At 53.7% G+C, this 18,073-nt stretch carries 19 protein-coding genes and 1 pseudogene; 13 read left to right on the top strand and 7 right to left on the bottom strand.

All coding sequences use genetic code 11. The annotated features are described in order from the left end of the window. Positions 1-13 precede the first annotated feature (13 nt). The 4 genes from E0L35_RS26375 (at position 14) to E0L35_RS23860 (ending at position 1,988) form a co-directional block, all read left to right on the top strand. Entirely contained in the window at positions 14-184 is a 171-nt protein-coding gene (locus E0L35_RS26375; RefSeq protein ID WP_155705848.1) for a hypothetical protein, read from the top strand. Positions 185-234: 50 nt separating this feature from the next. Next, a complete protein-coding gene (locus E0L35_RS23855; protein WP_138801605.1) occupies positions 235-561 on the top strand; it encodes a hypothetical protein in 327 nt (108 codons plus the stop codon). After that, positions 558-701 carry a hypothetical protein gene (locus E0L35_RS26380; protein ID WP_155705851.1) on the top strand — a complete coding sequence of 48 codons (144 nt, stop codon included), beginning with the start codon at positions 558-560 and terminating at the stop codon, positions 699-701. Before E0L35_RS23855 ends, E0L35_RS26380 begins: the two co-directional genes overlap by 4 nt. Before the next feature lie 219 nt (positions 702-920). Beyond that, on the top strand, positions 921-1,988 hold the full coding sequence (locus E0L35_RS23860; protein ID WP_138801606.1) for an ion channel: 1,068 nt from the start codon (positions 921-923) through the stop codon (positions 1,986-1,988). 21 nt (positions 1,989-2,009) lie between these two features. Here the strand turns inward: E0L35_RS23860 and E0L35_RS23865 are convergent, their stop codons facing one another. Both E0L35_RS23865 and E0L35_RS23870 read right to left on the bottom strand, forming a co-directional pair. Continuing rightward, positions 2,010-3,632 (bottom strand): BCCT family transporter, encoded by a 1,623-nt coding sequence (locus tag E0L35_RS23865; RefSeq protein ID WP_138801607.1) that lies wholly within the window; start codon positions 3,630-3,632, stop codon positions 2,010-2,012. Between the two features lie 125 nt (positions 3,633-3,757). Further along, positions 3,758-5,707 carry a winged helix-turn-helix domain-containing protein gene (locus E0L35_RS23870; protein ID WP_138801608.1) on the bottom strand — a complete coding sequence of 650 codons (1,950 nt, stop codon included), beginning with the start codon at positions 5,705-5,707 and terminating at the stop codon, positions 3,758-3,760. 222 nt (positions 5,708-5,929) lie between these two features. Here E0L35_RS23870 and E0L35_RS23875 point away from each other — a divergent pair, with 222 nt between their 5' ends. Together E0L35_RS23875 and E0L35_RS23880 are read left to right on the top strand one after the other, a co-directional pair. Then, a complete protein-coding gene (locus E0L35_RS23875) occupies positions 5,930-6,535 on the top strand; it encodes a DUF1326 domain-containing protein (RefSeq protein ID WP_039859884.1) in 606 nt (201 codons plus the stop codon). Positions 6,536-6,560: 25 nt separating this feature from the next. Then, complete coding sequence (locus tag E0L35_RS23880; RefSeq protein WP_171051225.1) at positions 6,561-7,322, top strand: DUF2182 domain-containing protein; 762 nt, start codon at positions 6,561-6,563, stop codon at positions 7,320-7,322. A 150-nt stretch (positions 7,323-7,472) separates the two neighbouring features. Here E0L35_RS23880 and E0L35_RS23885 read toward each other — a convergent pair whose 3' ends face one another. Next, entirely contained in the window at positions 7,473-8,720 is a 1,248-nt protein-coding gene (locus E0L35_RS23885) for a carboxylate--amine ligase (protein WP_343123214.1), read from the bottom strand. A gap of 424 nt (positions 8,721-9,144) precedes the next feature. Between E0L35_RS23885 and E0L35_RS23890 the strand changes: the two genes are divergently transcribed. Both E0L35_RS23890 and E0L35_RS23895 read left to right on the top strand, forming a co-directional pair. Next, the gene (locus tag E0L35_RS23890; protein WP_138801610.1) at positions 9,145-10,086 is read left to right on the top strand and encodes a cobyrinic acid a,c-diamide synthase; all 942 of its coding nucleotides are present in this window, start codon (positions 9,145-9,147) and stop codon (positions 10,084-10,086) included. 98 nt (positions 10,087-10,184) lie between these two features. Next, on the top strand, positions 10,185-11,396 hold the full coding sequence (locus E0L35_RS23895) for a toxic anion resistance protein (RefSeq protein ID WP_138801611.1): 1,212 nt from the start codon (positions 10,185-10,187) through the stop codon (positions 11,394-11,396). Between the two features lie 55 nt (positions 11,397-11,451). Here E0L35_RS23895 and E0L35_RS23900 read toward each other — a convergent pair whose 3' ends face one another. Together E0L35_RS23900 and E0L35_RS23905 are read right to left on the bottom strand one after the other, a co-directional pair. Further along, positions 11,452-11,739: a hypothetical protein gene (locus E0L35_RS23900; protein WP_022523436.1), complete on the bottom strand. Its 288-nt coding sequence runs from the start codon at positions 11,737-11,739 to the stop codon at positions 11,452-11,454. A 103-nt stretch (positions 11,740-11,842) separates the two neighbouring features. Next, positions 11,843-12,703 carry an amidohydrolase family protein gene (locus E0L35_RS23905; RefSeq protein WP_138801612.1) on the bottom strand — a complete coding sequence of 287 codons (861 nt, stop codon included), beginning with the start codon at positions 12,701-12,703 and terminating at the stop codon, positions 11,843-11,845. Between the two features lie 89 nt (positions 12,704-12,792). On the opposite strand from E0L35_RS23905, the gene E0L35_RS23910 reads away from it, so the two are divergent. The 4 genes from E0L35_RS23910 to E0L35_RS23925 are packed head-to-tail and all read left to right on the top strand — an operon-like array spanning position 12,793 to position 16,551. After that, positions 12,793-13,551 (top strand): GntR family transcriptional regulator, encoded by a 759-nt coding sequence (locus tag E0L35_RS23910; protein WP_035579391.1) that lies wholly within the window; start codon positions 12,793-12,795, stop codon positions 13,549-13,551. Positions 13,552-13,606: 55 nt separating this feature from the next. Beyond that, entirely contained in the window at positions 13,607-14,569 is a 963-nt protein-coding gene (locus E0L35_RS23915; RefSeq protein ID WP_009287855.1) for a tripartite tricarboxylate transporter substrate binding protein, read from the top strand. A 29-nt stretch (positions 14,570-14,598) separates the two neighbouring features. Next, on the top strand, positions 14,599-15,045 hold the full coding sequence (locus E0L35_RS23920; protein ID WP_236557293.1) for a tripartite tricarboxylate transporter TctB family protein: 447 nt from the start codon (positions 14,599-14,601) through the stop codon (positions 15,043-15,045). A 15-nt stretch (positions 15,046-15,060) separates the two neighbouring features. Continuing rightward, a complete protein-coding gene (locus E0L35_RS23925) occupies positions 15,061-16,551 on the top strand; it encodes a tripartite tricarboxylate transporter permease (RefSeq protein ID WP_138801613.1) in 1,491 nt (496 codons plus the stop codon). A 116-nt stretch (positions 16,552-16,667) separates the two neighbouring features. Here the strand turns inward: E0L35_RS23925 and E0L35_RS23930 are convergent, their stop codons facing one another. Further along, the gene (locus tag E0L35_RS23930) at positions 16,668-17,138 is read right to left on the bottom strand and encodes a terminase small subunit (RefSeq protein WP_200890278.1); all 471 of its coding nucleotides are present in this window, start codon (positions 17,136-17,138) and stop codon (positions 16,668-16,670) included. 287 nt (positions 17,139-17,425) lie between these two features. On the opposite strand from E0L35_RS23930, the gene E0L35_RS23935 reads away from it, so the two are divergent. Then, positions 17,426-17,767 (top strand): hypothetical protein, encoded by a 342-nt coding sequence (locus E0L35_RS23935; protein ID WP_138801614.1) that lies wholly within the window; start codon positions 17,426-17,428, stop codon positions 17,765-17,767. Between the two features lie 187 nt (positions 17,768-17,954). Here the strand turns inward: E0L35_RS23935 and E0L35_RS26755 are convergent. Beyond that, a pseudogene (locus E0L35_RS26755) lies at positions 17,955-18,073 on the bottom strand (IS30 family transposase); the annotation flags it as partial.

The raw sequence follows: 18,073 nt of genomic DNA on the forward strand, positions 1-18,073 counted from the left end.
CAAGGAGTCATCAATGAAAGCACTCATCGCCCTTTGCCAGGTTACCTTTATACTTGCAGGCTGCAGTTCAGGCCCCACTTCGTCAAGAACCGCAGACTGTCGCCAACTGGCAGAGAAGGCTGGCGACACCATGGTCTACGGTGACGGCATACGCGGCACCCAAGTGAATAAGGCAGGATTTTAATACCACATTTTTTTCACGTTGATTTTGCTGGATTAATGGCAGGTGATGGCTTGAAAGAACCTCATGGCGGTAAAGACCCACAAGAGGCCCTGCGTGCCAGGCTAACGAAAAGCTTACAAGAACGCAGGGCCTCGTCCCATCGCCGTAGAATCGGCGCCCGAGCGACTCGTCAACAGTTTTTAGAGGCGACTCGCAACGTTGGGGTTATTGTGGTCGCTACCTGCTTCACTGCTGGCTGGGTAGTCACTAACCCCAGCCTGAATACCGATAACGTTTGGCTCGGTGTGGGGCTAGGTATAATCTTGATCTTTGTAGGGTCTTTCGGCTATGGTTACGTTGAGCGTGATAAAACCTCAGATGAGGATGATAAGCCATGAATGAACTTATCCTTGCTGGCATGTTGATGAGCCTAGTGGTCGTGTCAGGTGGCATGGTATGGAGCCAGCACCGAGAACATCACGGTAAAAAATCGCTAACCGATAGCGCATTTTCCTGGATTGCCAAACACTTTGCTTAATAAATCCAGTTAGCAAATATGAAAGGGTCGCGAATAGCGGCCCTTTTGTTTATTAAGAGTACGCTAGCAGGCGCGTATTGTTTCGCTTCAACAGCTCATTTTTATTTTAAAGGTGATGATAGGGCTAGCGACAGCGAAGGAACCGGGTCACTCTTTTATCATCAATCAATTCCCATGCCGAAAAACTGGGCTGACACACCATCACCGTAAGAGATCACCATGCCTGTTATTCAGCGACTGCTCCGCGTTCTTAAAGCCTCTACGCTACAAATTTCGTGGACATTTCTGCTTCTTATTGTGCTCGCCCATATGGGCACCACCTGGATGCTTTTCTCACTGGTCGGCGAATCGGTGGCCGACTCCGCTGCCAACTGGGTTTATTTTTATGTCGTTGTTTCTAGCACCGTAGGTTTCGGCGATTTCAGCCCAACAACCGTGGCCGGGAAGTGGATCGCTACGATCTATCTCATTCCAGGCGGCATTTCACTGTTCGCTGCCTTGATCGGTAAAGCCACCGTCACACTTTCAAATTTTTGGAGATTACAGATGCAAGGTAAAGGCGATTTCAGCCACTTATCCGGTCACACCCTTGTCATTGGCTGGCACGGCGAAACTACCGAGCGCATTTTGGACATTCTTAAAGCCGATAAGGGCCTGCCGGATGAAGTCGTGCTCTGCGTTACCAAAGAGATGAGCAACCCACGCCCTGCGGATTTAAAGTTTATTAAAGGGGAAAGTTTCTCCAATGCCGAGCTTCTCAAGCGAGCGGGTGTCGAAAGCGCCAGCCGCATCATCATTTACGACACCAGCGATGACCGGGTGGCTACCGTAGCGCTAAGTGCCTACAGCCTTAAAGCAAAAAACGCCCATATCGTCGCCCACTGCGCCAATCCCGACACCGCAGCGATGTTACGGCGCACTTTGCCCGGCATCGAATGCACCCAGGCCTTAGCGTTGGAAATGCTGGTACGCTCAGCCTCTGATGCGGGAATTTCGCGAGTCGTTAACGAACTACTCGCGGTTGATCGTGGCGCTACCCAGTACCAAACCAGGTTAAGCCAACCGCCTGCCGGCGCCACCTTTGGCGATCTATTTATGCAAGCAAAAAAGGTTTATAACGCCACCGTACTGGGGCTCGCCAATAGCAGTGGCGACGGCGAAGGTAATATGCTCAATCCCGCCAACGACCGCCCACTCAAAGATGGTGACATACTCTACTACATGGCTGATAGACGCCTTTCTCAGCAGCAACTGAGCGAGCTTCTCAGCGTGGAAATTTGCTTATGATAGTTCTGATCCACCGCTTACCTATTCATCCGGCGCTAACTCCTCACGTTTGGGCGGGCGCCCCACCTGCACTTTGCTAAGATCTTCCTGCGACAGGCCGCGGTATAACGCGAACATCATTGCAAACACCAAAATGAACATCGGTAGGCCAACAACGGTAATCACTTCCTGCAAAGCAGTAAGCCCGGCATCGCCCGCAAGCACAATCAGCATCGCTGCCAGCATACCCTCCGAAACACCCCAGAAAACACGCTGATGCCATGGTCCGGGATCCGCACTGCCGGTACACAGCATATCGACAACCAGGGACGCAGAGTCTGATGACGTGGCAAAGAAGATCGCAACGATCACAACAGCCAAGCCCTGGATTAACGTAGCGGCCGGGAAGCTCTCGAAGAATGCGAACATAGCGAGGGGGATGCTTTCACCTACGGCGGCAGACAAGATACCTGCTTGCTCTCCCAGTGCTTCTCGAGCATCGAGCCCAATCCCGTCGATCTCCATTGCCGACCAACCAAAAATTGCAAACCAAACCAGTGTAAAGATAGAGGGGGCAAAAAGCACACCAAGGACGAATTCGCGGATTGTGCGCCCGCGTGAAATTCGCGCCACAAAGATCCCGATGAAAGGCGACCACGTCACTGTCCAGGCCCAATAGAATACCGTCCAGCTACCCTGCCACCCCCAGGCGCCGCCATCCCTGGAATAGCTTGCCAGCGTGTCATTCCAGAAAGCCATGGGCAGCAGGTTCGTTATGTAGAGACCAAAGGTTTCGACCACAGCGCGCAAAAGGAAAACGGTCGACCCGGTAAAGAGTACAAACAACAACAGGCCGACGGCCATGGCGATATTGATATTAGAAAGCCGTTTCACGCCTGAATCCAGCCCCGCCACAATCGATCCCACAGCGACAGCCGTCAGCATGGCAATGATGAACACCTTGGTGATAACGGCATCTGGAATACCAAACAACTCCGTTAGCCCCGCATTGATCTGTTGGGTGCCCAGGCCGATAGAGACCGCTACGCCAAACAGGGTGCCAAGTATGGCGAAGACATCCAGAGATTTGCCGAGAGGGCCATAAATGCGCTCGCCTAACAGCGGATAGAATACTGAACTAAAACGCATCGGCAGATTATAGCGATAAATAAAGTAAGCAAAAGCCAGTCCGGGCATAGCGAAAATCGCCCAGGTATGTAGCCCCAGATGGTAGATCGAAAAACTCATGGCATCGTCGGCGGCTTCCACAGAGAAAGGCACAACATCCGGCCTGGGTGGATTAGAAAAGTGGGAAATGGGTTCGGCCACGCCCCAGAACATCAGCACCGTTCCGATGCCGCCTGCGAACAGCATGGTGAACCAGGAGATATTATTGTAGGCAGGTTTTGCATCATTGCCCCCCAAGCGGATCGCCCCGAACCGGCTAAGCGCCACCCACAGCAGAAACGCTACCCAACTTGTCACCCCTAAAATAAAAAACCAGCCAAGATTGGTAACAATCCATTCCCGCCCGGCACCAAAGGCTGCCCCGATGGGGCCCGGCGCAATCAGTAGCACCACAAGAAAAAGGATCATGATCCCTGCGGACGTGAAAAAAATGATGGGATCCGTCTTGAGGCCCAGTTTTCTCGCTAGTGCATCCATTATTATTCCTCCCGTGTCTTTCCACCAACATAGGAGTCATTGACCGATAACGCCAAGGGGCCAGCAAGCCGTGATATTTTCCCAGGAGAAACTACGTATGATAACCACTGCTAGACGACAATCGATTATCTCAGCCGATAACCCACTCCAGTCAACGTCTCTATCCGCGCAGACTGGCTGCCAAGTTTGCGGCGCAAGGTGCGTACAATGGCATCAACCACATTGCTGCCTCCTTGATATCGGGTACCCCAGACATGCTGCAACAGCTCACGACGGGACACTGCCTTACCCTGGTGTTCGACCAAATAGCGCATGACACCGAACTCCAGGGGCGTCAGCGCAACGGAGCCTTCCGCTAACATCAGTTGCCGGGCTTCGACATCTAACAAGGCAGGATCACGCTTTATGCCCAGCTCTGCCGCGGCAAGCTCCGCTAGCCAGCCATCCACAGACGCCGGCCCGAAATCGAGCACCGCACTCGGATAGCAAAGACCATCCAGCTCCACCTCCCATCCGCCAAGGACTTCAAACCCCAACCGCTGCGCCACTTGTTGGTAGGCGCCAAGATCGGTCGCTGTTAGATAGACCCGCCGCAGCCCAGGGCGCAGCTCCATATAGCTTCGCTTAAGATCCAGCCAGATAGCCGCCTGTATTTCACTGGGTGAATCGCCTTCATTGAGACTTAGCCAGCGGCGACAAAATAACGCCACCTCGCCCGACCGCATAGGCGACTGTTCAAGATGGGAATACCACTGGGCGGTCACCGGGTCGTTGAGTAACCAACTAGGCTCAACCTGATCGGAACGCAGTTTGCAATACAGCCCTTCTACTTCCCCGGTCGCGCCCCGCACGATGGAAAACGCCTGGGGCATGCGCCGCCACCATTGCAGAAGCAACTCGCTGGCCTGACGGCCATCATGGGCGCGGACAATCCCGGTAAGGGCTTCATCGTCTTGAGGCTGTGCCGCTTCCACGCTGTGAAGCGTCGTCACGGTGGGGAAAAATGCCTCACGCACCACGGGGTTTTCAATCAGGTAGAGCATGTCCGCCGTATAGCGCCAGAGATCGTCGCTGGCCGCGAATTGCGACTCGCTAACCAGCTGTCGCCAGGCCGACCGACGATAGTCCAGGTAGCGGCTAGGGTCGCTGGCATGCAGGGAGCGGGCAAGCGGATCACGCACGGCCTCATGAATAATCAGCCCGTCATGCATGCCATCCACAAAGGGCAACCTGCGCAGCCGCTCGTAGGCATCCTGGGGATCGAGTTCCGGAAACAGTGCCTGTAACAGAGAGACCGTCACCCGGCGTAGCACCACGGCGCCCTCCAGCACATGTCGGCTCGCCGAATCTTCCACATCGGCAAGAAACATCCGACTCAGCTCATCAACCGCGTGCTGTAGCACTGTCTCTTGCGGCCACGAACGGGCGTGGTTTTCCCGGCTGGCGGTGGCCGCCAGTTTCAGCGCCAGCGGATGACCATGGGCGGCCCGGATCAGGGATGCCGCATCTTCCTCTTGTATTCCATGCAAGTTAAGGAGCGTTTGTGCCTCCGTCGGGCTCAACGGCTGTACCGGCACACTCTGAACCAAGCGCCCCCAGCCCGGCGCTGAAAACCAGACATCCAGAGGGCGTTGGCGACTGAAAAAGACGATGCGTACGTTATCCGGCAACAACGGGACAAATACCTGACGCAGCCAGGTATCGAGCAGCCTGAACACTTCGTAGGTGTCCAGCGCGAGAAGAACTGTGGGGCCCAGCAGGCCCAATCGCTCCACCAGCGTATCCACCCCCGATCCGCCATCCCCAATGGCGACACCTAGCGCATGTAAAAATCCAGGTTCGGTGGGCTCTATGTGGCGACAGTCCAGTCGGATGACGCTAGCACCTGCGTCCTCCGCCTCGGCCGCCAATATGTCCAGCAGTGCCGTCTTACCAATGCCGGTAATACCGTAGACATGCACCACCCGAGGCCCTGCCGTCGCAAGCACACCGCGAAGAGTATCAAGCTCATTAGTGCGACCAACGAAACCCTGATAGGCCCGGTTGGTCGTCAAATCCGACGTACATTGCCACATGGCTGGTTTCTCTACGTGTCAGGCTTAGCTGATACCTGAGTTCAGCATAGCTACAAATAACCACCCGACACAGTAGTTGCGCGCCGAACGATGACACTCAGATGCAATTCTCACGTAATTCTCATCAGTTCCTCACATCCCGCGAGCGATTCAGCGCTATAACAAGAGATACCCAAAAAGAAATATCACAAAAGCCATCCAACGACGTTAGGAGGAGACGACATGAATCCCCAATGGAGCCTGAAAGGCGACTACCTCGAAAGCTGCAATTGCAAAGGTGCCTGCCCGTGTATCTACCTCGGCAGCCCTACCGAGGGTGAATGTACCGCCCTGGTGGGCTGGCACATTACTCAAGGCCAGTTCGAGGCGGTGGATCTCGGCGACAGGAATGTGGCTATCGCCCTGCACTCCCCCGGCCCCATGGCCGAGGGAAACTGGAAAGTCGTGCTGTATATCGACCAGCGGGCAGACGAGGCCCAACAGGAAGCGCTAAGCCGCATATTCGGCGGCCAGGCCGGTGGCCACCCGGCGCTGTTGGCCACCTTTATCGGCGAGGTGCTCGCGGTAGAACACCTTCCCATCCAGTTTGAAGTGGAAAAGGGGCATCGACATCTGAAACTTGGCCAATCCGCCAACACGGAAATTACCGCCCTGGAGGGCCAGAACGGCGCTGAGGTGACCATTCATCATCACCCGTTGGCGGTAGCGCCGGGCGAGTCTCTGGTGGTGGCCAAGTCGCAATCGTTGCTGCACCGTGCTTACGGCATCAACATTGATCTTAGCGAACGCAGTGCGTTTTATTCACCCTTCGCTTACAGCGGGTCTTGAGGGGGCATTGGCGATGGAACTAACGATGAGCACTCTCCATGCCCGGGAACGCTTACTGACCTGGTTAGCACTGATAACCGTGGCAATATTGGCGTGGGGTTACCTGATTATGCACAGCATGCACGCGCAAATGCCGATGAATGGGGAGATGGCCAGCACAGGCGACGACGGCATGACCTTGCTGGTCACGGCCACTGTGATGTGGAGCGTGATGATGGTGGCCATGATGCTACCCAGCGCTAGCCCCATGCTGCTTACTTTTCTGCGCATCCACCAGCAGCGCGAACGCGAGGCAGGTGCCAGCGCAGCCACCTGGGTTTTCATAGCAGGTTACCTTGCCGTGTGGGTGGCGTTTGCGGTGGCAGCCGCCGTCATGCAATGGGTATTGCAGCAGAGTGCGCTGTTAAGCTCATCCATGGGCCACGTCACCCCACTGTTGGGAGGCGCCCTGCTGGTAACCGCAGGTGCTTTCCAGTTCAGTGATCTTAAACAGGCCTGCCTGAACAAGTGTCGTTCGCCCTTAAGCTTTCTGATGACCGAATGGCGCGAAGGCAACGGCGGAGCGATGATCATGGGGCTCCGCCATGGCGCCTACTGCACCGGCTGCTGCTGGGCCTTGATGCTGCTGATGTTTGTCGGCGGCGTTATGAGCCTAGTTTGGATGGCGGGGCTAGCCCTTTATTTTCTAGCAGAGAAGCTACTCCCCCAAGCAGAACGGATTAGCCAAATCAGCGGGTTCCTGCTTGCTGGTGTAGGCGTCATCGTTTTGCTGTCTGCTGCCTATTAAATCGTACCTGGGATAATTACCTTGGCCTTTTGGTGGGGCCACTCCCACAGCGTTGGCAAAATAAAGGGCGCGTATATCAGTATCGGGATTATGGAGTACCCCTGACACTTATATACGCGCCCATAACTCAGCGTATTGCGCTATCGAACGTTAGACGTAAAAGTCCAGATCCTCTTGGGCTTTTAGCAGATCGCGCATCTTGATGGGATCGTCGCCAAAGAAGAAGATGAGCCCCCAATGAGTCCCGAAAGCAGACCGGTCAGGCACTGTCTCTTCTGCCGGTGCGACCAGTTCGTGTGACTCGAAGTACGGGTGATTAATCGTCTCTTCAGGCATTTCCAGCTTGCTGACAACACGACGTCGTGGGTATACACCAAAACAACCTGCGTAACCCTTCGCATCGACTACTTCGCGGGGGAAGAACGCCGCTACTTCTTCTTTCGTACTTTTCGGGTCGAACACCAACATTGACGCTTGATAGGCGTTAAAACCGTAGGCTTTTTCGATCAGTTCGAAAGCTTTGAAGCCGGGTGGGCGGTAGGCAACTTCGCCAAAGTACATCTCACCGTCAGCTGTCACGAAGTACTCGGGGTGAATCAAGCCGAACTGGATGTCGAAGGTTTTGATCAACAGCTCGATCTGTTTGGTGATCGCATTGCGCCAGCTCTCAAGCTCCTGGGTAGCAGGCACGAACACCGAGTAGCCTAACGTCACGTATTCCGAAATATTCAGGAACTGAATTTTGCCATCGTGTATCCAGGCTTCAACGGCAAACTCCCAGCCGCTCAAGTGACTCTCCATCAGCAGCGGATACTCCTCATCCGGAATGTTATCAATTTCTTCTAACGTTCGGATCATCCGGTGGCCAAGACAACCGGCTTTATCGAATGCTTTGACGTGTATCGGGTCATCCGGATCACCATCAAGCTTGAGCAGCGTTTGATTAACACGCTTCATAAAGCGGACGATGTCTTCTTTTTCGTGCGCCTCTTCAAATATCCCAACGCGGATACCGCCAAGCTGGGCACGGCGCTTCATCAAGGCCTTATCACGGAATAGAATAGACTGACCAAACATGCGTGGGCTGTCGAGAAGCACGGAGTTGATGGCACCTGACCACTCAACGGTTTCTTCAAACAGTGGGATGGCGACGTCTACGCCTTCAGCCTTCAACTTTTCGGCAATCTCCATGGAACGATCATTCAAGCGAATAAAATCCCAGGAGATGAACGGTATATTGTTCGCGGCACAGAAATCCTCAGCCCATTCAGGAGCAACGACGATATAGCGACGGTCAAACTTTTGCGCCGCCTTAATCGCGTTAATACTCCATCCAAGTAAGGCAATGTAACCTTTGTTCGGATCTTTGGGTGTCTCGGTACCTTTCACCGAGTCCATTTCCGGATCACGCCAGGCCGCTACTGCTTCGGGTAATTGCTTTTCTGATGTTATCGACATTTGATGTCCTCCTTGCTGGTTAACCCAAATTGACTGGGCTGAAACTGGAGCGCACCAAGTGAGCCAAGCCGCAGTCAGTGGTGTTCAGAAACGATTGAGTAAGCCAGCATTAGGGTTTTTTTAGCGCACCCGTCGTAACTAAGCTAGTCGATACGGTTACAAATGGCAATTAAACTGTAAAACTTCTGTTAAATTTCTGTAGAAGTTATCTTGCTAAAAAGATGGGGATAATTTCTAAGAGAAAGGTTAAATAGCAGTTCACAGCCAGCCAATAGCCTGTAGTTACCCAGCTGGTGCTTAGCGACCTATCTCAGTTATTCTAAACACAATATTTGCGTTCCATGACTGAAGGATAGCCGTATCTATGTTGGGATTCCTGCAGGGATTTTCCTATGGCCTGTTTATGACCTGCCTGCCCTGGCTACTGGTCGGCCTCTTCAATCCTGGCTTGGCGCTTCCAGTGTCGACTACCAGTCGCCTCCAGGTAATCGCCCGCTATTGCCTAGTGGTTCCCTTCATCAGCATGCTGCTATGGCTGACCTCCCTGTGGGGTGGTTTCAGCCCCAGCCTGTTTGGCTGGTTGACAGGCATCGTCGCCATTCCTGTAGCACTTCCTATCGAGCGAACGCTACGCGGCTGGCTGGCCCGCCGCCGCGTGCGTCGCCATGAGGCTCAACGAGAGGCCGAAGCACAGCAGCGCCGTGCCCAAGAGGAGCGCAACGCCTATGAAACGGGTGTGTCGGTGCTCGATCCCACAAGGCCACCCGTGGGAGCCGACGATCTAGTCTTGGCCATGTGCCGGGCCAAGCAGAACTTGCTCGATGTGCACCGTCCCGACTTGGCAATCCTGACAGACCGCCTCTACAGCCGCTACCGCCATGTGATGGACGTCCTGAGTGACCGATTCCATACTGGCGAGCTGGCCTTCGAGCGCTCGCAAGGCTTGGTCACTCAAGTCTGTTTCGGCGCGGTGGATACGTTGACGACCATGGCTTCCCAGGCACGTGGTGTGGTTAGCGTGGACGGTAATTACGTACGAGGCCGATTGGAGCGGGAGGGCAAACGATTAAGCGATGAAGAGCGTGCTGCCCTGGTGCGCCGCCTCGATTTGCTAGTGGAGACCGAGCACCGGCTGAACAAGCTCTCTGCCCGCATCGAATCCGCCTTGACCGTGCTTGACGATACCGCCGTTTCCATGGCGCGCATCGAGACGGCTCGCCCCCAGGCGTCGGTCACCACCGAAAAAGCGCTGGAAGATCTGCGCCGCTTCGTCGACGGGGCCGATCGTTATGCCCGCAAGGATTAAGCTAGCCGGTAGTGCTAACGTGCAGTTTTCACTCTGTTGTATTTAAACCGTTTTATTTCATCGCATTTTTAATAGCTTTAATAGCCCAGGAGATCTCTATGGCTCAGCAATCCGATGACAAACGTCGCCTCTCCCTGCCGCCGGTGGACGAGATCGCTGACCAGTTGGGAGCTAGTCGATTGGGTGCAAGTCAGGCTGAATCGGTAACCCCCGATGAGCTTGATATCGACCCTGAGCTTGAGGCGATGGCCGACCGCTTTGTCGAGGATATCCTCGCCGAAGGTGATGAGGAGTCAGTAGTTCGCCAGCGCCGTGCCGTGGATGAGATGGGCCTTGAACTGCAGCAGCAGGCTGCCCATCGCAGCGCCATGCTGCAAACACCGCTGCGTAAGTTGGCCCACCAGGGCGACGAAGGTGGGCCGGTCGCCAAGGCACTGACCGATCTGCGCGGGCGCATGGAAGGGCTCGACCCCGCTCGCCATCGCTTGGCGCCGACTACATTGGATCGCGTTCTGGCAGTCATTCCGGGTCTGGATAGCCGCTTGCAGCGCTACTTTCGCAAGTTCGAGAATACCCAGCAGGCGCTGGATGCGATCATTGAGGATCTGGAAAGTGGTCGCGACATGCTGCATCGTGACAACCTCACCCTGAACGATGACCAGCAGGCGTTAACTAAAATCCTTGGCGAGCTGAACCGCCAAATTGCGCTGGGCCGGATGATTGATCACCGCCTACAAGATGAAATAGCCGCTCGCGATGGCGATGATCCGCGGCGTCAATTTCTTGAGGAAGAGCTGCTCTTTCCTCTTCGCCAGCGCATTGTCGACCTACAGCAGCAACTGGCGGTAAGTCAGCAAGGTATACTGGCGCTAGAGGTGATCATCCGCAACAACCGGGAATTAATGCGCGGTGTGGACAGGGCCATTAACGTCACCGTCTCGGCGCTCACCGTTGCGGTCACGGTGGCCATGGCAATGGCTAATCAGCGCCTGGTGCTGGATCGCATCGAAGCCCTCAATACAACCACATCGCAGATGATTGGCGGCACTGCCAAGGCCCTGCGACAGCAAGGCGTGGACATCCAGAAGCGTGCCTCCTCCGCAATGCTCGACATGCAAGTGCTTGAGGAGGCTTTCAGCGAGGTGATGGGCGCCATCGACGATCTATCAAGCTATAGGCAAGAGGCCCTACCCCGCCTGGATGAGCAGATCGACCGCCTGGCGACCCTGGCAAAGCAGGGAAATGCGTCCATCGCGCGTCTTCAAGAAGGCAGCGAATCGCAACCACAAGAGGGCCGCGACTCCAGCTAACTGTTCAGGCTTTTTTAAGTGAAACGCATGGTTTGAACAAGGTTAGTTGAATAAGCTATTTGAAACGAGAAGAGGCATCACGGAAGGCTTTACGCATCAACTCCCAAGAGTCTTCCATACCTTGGCGGACAGTCTCCCAGGCCGCTTCGCTGGCATGCTGAAGCTCATCAAGTCTTTGTTGAGTCTCCGCCTGGCGCTTCTTGAGTCGATCGATGTCCTCTTGGTACTTCACCCTCGCCTCGTCGCTCGCCTGGCGAGCCTTGGCAGTCAGCTTATCGATATCAGCATTCCACTCGTCGAGCCTGGCTTTCATTTCTTCAACGAATTCGTCACGCTGCCTCATTGTGATATCTCCCCTTCAGTAACGGGCTCCAGTTCGAAGCGGATATCCCCCTGTTTCCAATCCGAGTCATATGTCAGCCCTCTTAGCAGTTGGTATACCCTCGCTATGAATCACTCAGGCGAAACAGGGCTCTAGGACTCGCATCAAGAATGTGCTGGCGATCATCAGCATCTCTAACCCAGTCATTGAGCCATCCGTAAGTATCGTGGTAAGTGTGTTTATTCTCATGGCGCGTCCATGGCCAGTCACTGCCCCACACTAACCGATCACGTCCAAGATGATGCAACAATGCCTGGACATGCGGTCTGAGGTCAAACACAGGCGAACGATAGGGGGCTGAGAGCTTCACCCAGGTTCGTTCTGCCTGTCCTGACTCAAGCAGAAGACGACAGCCTGGGTCTTGCATAGGAACGTCGTCGACTGGCAGCCCAATATGATCAATGACTAACTTCACGCCATGCTCATGTAATGCTGGAAAAATTTCAGGTAACCGGTTCCCTTCCAGATGCAGCTCAAGATGCCAGTCCATAGCTTTAAGATTATCTAGAAAGTCTATCCATAGAGGATCCTTGAGGTTTGGCAATGCGCTGCGCCCCTCAATGAGATTCCATCGCACCCCTACAACACCTGCAGCATCAAGGGCGGCTATCTCCTCTAGCGTCGTCTCCTTGGCTAGCTGAACGACCCCTCGATACGCATGATTAAGCCTGGAGAGAATTTCGAGCAGTTGCCGATTGTCGTTTCCCAAAAAGCTCGGTTGCACCAGTACCCCGCCTCTTAATTTGCAGTTTTCTAGGTTTTCTTGCCAATCCAAAAGTGGTGCAGGACAGGATGGACTGTAGTTAGACCCGTTGGCTTCCTTAACAGTCCCGTAGACATGAGCATGACAATCAAAACCTAATTTCACTTTTGGCACCTCATTACGTTCTGACTGGGGATTTCGTATCCCTAAGTTGTTATACATAAGTCTAGTTCTCTAGAGAACTGGTTGACTGGAAGTATACACGGGTCTTCAATGACCTCAAGAAATCAAGATAACCACTGGGTGACCCTATGCAAGCCAAGTTCTCTGCTAATACGGACGGAAGATTACCCCTGTACGCCAAACTCCGTGATCAATTAGGCTCAAGGATCGCCAATGGTGAGTGGAAACCAGGCGACATGATTCCCTCGGAGAACCGTTTAGCCGAAGAGTATGGCGTTGCTTTAGCAACCATGCGGATGGCCCTGAAGCAGCTGGTCGATGAGGGGCTGCTGGATCGGCGGCGAGGTACCGGCACTTTCGTTAAGCAACCCGCCTTCCGAGCCGATCTGTTTCGTTTTTTCCATGTACATGATGTGGAAGATCCCGATGTACCCGTTATCCCGGAAAGTCGAATTCTCAGTCATCAGGAAGTCGCCCTTCCCGCCGACGTAAAGCAGGCCTTCGGCGAAGAATCAGTCAGCCACTGTATAAAGCTGGAACGTGTACGCCTTTGGTCAGGCGACCCACTGCTGTTTGAAGAAATTTATCTACGCTTACCCGATTTCAACGGGCTGTTGTCGCTAAACCCAAAAGCGATGGGCCCTTTGTTGTATCCCGTATTTCTGGAGGAATTCGGGATTTTGATCTCGTCGGCAACCGACGAGCTGTCGTTCGGCACCGCCACCAAGGCCAGTGCAAAGCATCTAGAACTAGCCACTGGGGCACCGGTCGCCGCCATCCAACGCATTGCCCGCAATCCTGCAGGCAGAGTCATCGAGTTTCGACGAGTACACGGAAGGCCAGAGCGGTTCCGCTACCGTGTCACGCTCGGTGATCAACCTGCTTGAGATCGCATTAAATGCACACCTCATCACCCTGCATTTCAAAAAAAGGTAACTAACAATGAAAACATTACAGCTTACGTCTTTAGTTGCGCTATCAGCGTTTACCGCTATGCCTGTCATGGCTGACGACTATCCGAATCGTCCCATCGAAATAATCGTACCGGCACCAGCCGGCGGCGGCACTGACAACGTTGCGCGCATGCTCAATCAGTACCTGCAAGAAGAGCTAGGAGAGTCACTTGCTGTGCTTAATGTCGCTGGTGGAGGTGGTGCTATTGGGGTCAACCAGATTGCCCGTGCCAAGCCCGATGGCTACACGCTGCTTTCTACCTGGAATAGTCCTATCACTACCGTACCGCACATGCAGCGTGTTCAGTACTCTTACGAGACATTGACCCCGATCACCAGCACTTCGCAGAGTGCTTACACTATGTGTGTAGCCCCCGACTTTCCAGCTGAAACAGGAGAGGAGTTCCTTGCCGAGCTACAGAATAACCCTGGTCAATATACCTATGGCAATGACGGGGTCGGTGGAACCATGCGCTTGGCAGCAGAGCGTATCTTTGAAGCCTATGACATTGAGGCCCGCCCTATTCCTTTTGGCGGCGCTGGTGAGACCCTCCAAAACTTCCTGGGTGGACACGTGGATATCTACGGTGGCTCCATCACACCCGCACTTCCCTATGTAGAGGATGGCAAGGCGAAGTGCCTACTCGTGACCTCAGCCGACGATAACGAAGCACTACCCCAGGCATCAGGCCTAGCAGCACTCGGTCATCCCGAGCTGGAAACAGTGCTATGGCGCATGATGCTGGCACCAGAGGGTATGGATGAGCAGCGCGTTAACGTCATCGCCGATGCCGTAGCTAGCGCCGTCGAGCATCCTGAGTTCCAAGCGTTCCTGACATCTCAAGGCGAGACGCTGAATCTCGTACGTGGTGAAGAGCTCCGTGAGCGTCTGCATCAGGAAACCGTAGCGATTGGAGAGACACTCGAAAAGCTTGGACTTAAGAAAAACTAATTCATGACTGAATGGACGGTAACTTGCTCATGAACTTCAGAGATATTATCTCTGGCATCGCCTTCCTCATCTTTGGCTGCACGGTGGTCTGGGTGGGGAGTGGCTTTGATGCCGGCGCCGCTTACGTGCCCATGGGAGTTGGCATTCTGATGTGTCTTTTCTCACTTCCTCTGATCGTTAAGGGCGTGGTGCAAACGCAGCAAAATGACGGTTTGAGCAGCGCCGCCGCCTTAATCGATCATCCGGGAAGGTTTATGGCGACAGTCGCCTGTTGCCTGATCTATTACCTAGCCATGCCAACCGTGGGGTTCTACTCCACTAGCACCCTTTTCATCATCCTGCTGGCTCTGGTACTGGGTGAAAGGCGCCCCATCGTGGTTTTAGGTATTACGGTGGGCTTCATCATCCTCTTATACGGGCTTTTTGCGATGGTGCTAAAACGACCCTTGCCCGTCGAATTTTTCCTGGTTTCCTAAATAGGGTTACACGATATGTTTGATTCCCTGTTCAACGCACTACCTGTGGCCTTGCAATTTGGCTCCGTAGTCAGCCTCTTCGTCGGCACCTTGGTGGGTATCTTGATCGGAGCCCTACCTGGGCTCAACCCGGTCATGGCAATCGCTCTCATGCTCCCACTGACGTATGGGTTCGATCCTGTAATTGCTCTAGGGTTGGTAGCAGGTATCTACAACGGCTCAATGTACGGTGGAGCTATTCCGGCCATCTTACTAAAAATCCCAGGAACGCCAGCTGCAATCGCGACAACATTCGACGGTTACCCTATGACACGTAACGGCCAGGGCGGGCTGGCTCTCAAGACCGCGTGCTGGTCGTCCGCCATCGGCGGAATTATTAGCGCCATAGCGTTGATGACGCTAGCCCCCCTTTTGGCACAGGTCACGCTTGCCTTTGGGCCGACTGAGTATTTCTGGGTGGCCGTTTTCGGACTTGTAAGCATCGCCGTATTGGTGGGCAGTGATATCAGCAAAGGCATGCTCAGCGCCCTGTTGGGCGTTATCATCGGCCTTGTAGGCGTTGACACAATCAGTGGAGCGGAACGCTATACGTTCGATTCGCTTTATTTAAGTGGGGGGTTCGACCTGATCATTGTACTCATCGGCCTCTACGCGATACCGCCAGTACTGGAGATGGCGGAGAAAAGCAACGCGACTTACTATGATGCAGGAAGCTTCAAGGTTGATGCTAGCGGCAACGCATTCGGTCTGATACGTCAGCACTGGCGCACTTGGACTCGCTCGTCGCTGATCGGCGTTAGTGTAGGTATCTTGCCAGGTGCCGGTGGCAATTTGGCAGCATTGCTGAGTTATAACGAAGCGAAGCGCAAGTCCACGAACCCCGAATCTTTCGGCACGGGCAATCCTGTGGGGGTTGCAGCAGCTGAATCAGGTAACAGTGCCGACAATGCTTCTGCAATGATTCCATCCCTAACGTTAGGGATTCCTGGCAATTTGGTTGCTGCCTTAGTGCTCGGCGCGCTGATGATTCATGGACTTCAGCCCGGCCCACAACTGTTTACGAAGTCGCCTGATGTGGTCTTCGGTTTCATGTGGCAAATGCTGTTTACTGCGATGCTACTGCTGTTACTAGGAGGCATGGTGGCCACCCGCCTATTCGCTCAGGTCTTGCGCATGCCCACCGCACTCTTGGTACCAACGACGTTGGTACTCATGGCCGTGGGTGTTTATACCGTCAAAGGGAACATGACAGACCTCTATGTAATGCTAGCCTTTGGGTTGCTCGGTTATTTACTCCATCGACTAGCCTTCCCGCTTGCACCTGTAGTGCTGGGAGTACTGTTAGGGCCAATGGCGGAACAAAACTTACGTTTGGCAATGCTGATTTCTCAGGATAACTGGGGATCCCTATTTACTCGTCCTATTTCGCAGGGAATCATCGCACTACTGTTGATGGTGTTATTCACCCAGGCCTGGAAAATACTAAAAAAAGGGCGTCAGAATTAACAACGCTATGAAAGTAATCCCACAGATTTATTGACGAAGGTTGTGCATGGGAGTCAGGCAGCGGCGCTGGCCGAAACAGCGTCAACAAACCTTGATGGACAGAGCGCCGCCACTCCCTAAGCTGCTGAATCGATACTGTCGAAGTAGTCATCCAGCAGCTCCGGCAAAAGACTATCGAGCCCACTGGCTTGATTACGGGCGCGCGCTAGCTCCCGCATCAGAGTATCTAGGTGACGCGTATCTAAATCAGGGTGCTTACGCTTCATCGTTAGCGGCAGCGTGTCGAGAATGGCGGCGATCTCTGCCGCGATTTTGAATAAGGTGAAGATCGCAAATTCGCTGGGCACCACTTTACGAGCGGCCAGTTCGTTCTTCTGCTGCTGGCCAATACGGCGCTCTTTGGTCAGCAGGTACTCTTCATGTTCGCGCTTATGCTTGAGCAGTGGGTCAAAGCCCATATCGTCATCGCCAGGTTGCGATGATTGTTGTTTCGCCTCTAGCTCAGCCAGCTTCAAATCCAGCACAGAACGGCAGTCGAAATAGACGCTTCTACCGATCTTCGCAACCGGTTTAACCCCATTTATCAAAGTCTTGCACGCTGACACCCAGGTTTGCCGCCATCTGTCTTTTGTTCAGCCAGTAAGGCTCTGGTGATTGCTGTCTATTGCTCGACATCTAAACAACAACCTCGCCTTAGAAAATTCTCATAAATAGCGCGAAATCGAGGCTCTGCGCCCCCGTACAACAGAGGCACCCGCTCGGGAGGAACCGTGGACTTTAACCGTTTGAGGGGTTTCGTCTCATCCGTTAAATGTGCGGCAACGGCTCTACCGCGTTAAGCTGAAAGCTCGAAGTCATTTTCAAAGGAATCAGCATGGATAACGCTCAAGAGGTAGAGCGAGCGCTTCAACAATTAAGTAAGGAAATTCAGATTTTAATTAGAGCCTCGGAGGATCCGGCAACCCCAGTAACACCTGAACTGCGTGCTCGCTTCAAAAATCTAAAAGACCGGATCGCTTTAGGCGCGGAAATTGGAACAGTCACAGGCGATAAACGGGAGCTAACCGATAGCGAACGTGACTTCTATCAGCCCGCTCTTCAAAATGCTCTTCTCTATTTTAAAGCCTCTGCAAACGCTGCACCGACGAAGTGGCTAGACACCCTTCTTGATATCCAGGTCAGTATTGAGACCATGATGGCTCGCAACTCACTTTGATCACTTTTTACTCAATCCATAGGTATAGTATCCCCCCAGAATGCCATGAAGATATTTTGGACTAGACGACTTCCTGGTCTGAGAAAAGCCCTCTTCTTTCGCAGTAAACATTCTATGTCTCAGCATTTAAATTGCTCATTAGTGCTCTGCATATTTTTTCGCTAAAATTATATTTTAAATCCTGAATTCAAACATTAAGCGCAGCACCCGCGGTTTTCAGCGCCCCTGAATACTCTCCCAGGAACACTTGTGCCGGTGTCCGATACCCCAAGCGTTTTCTGGGGCGATTGTTCAACTTGGCAACGA

The organism is Halomonas sp. ATBC28 (genome assembly GCF_005937175.1).
Taxonomy (GTDB): domain Bacteria; phylum Pseudomonadota; class Gammaproteobacteria; order Pseudomonadales; family Halomonadaceae; genus Vreelandella; species Vreelandella titanicae.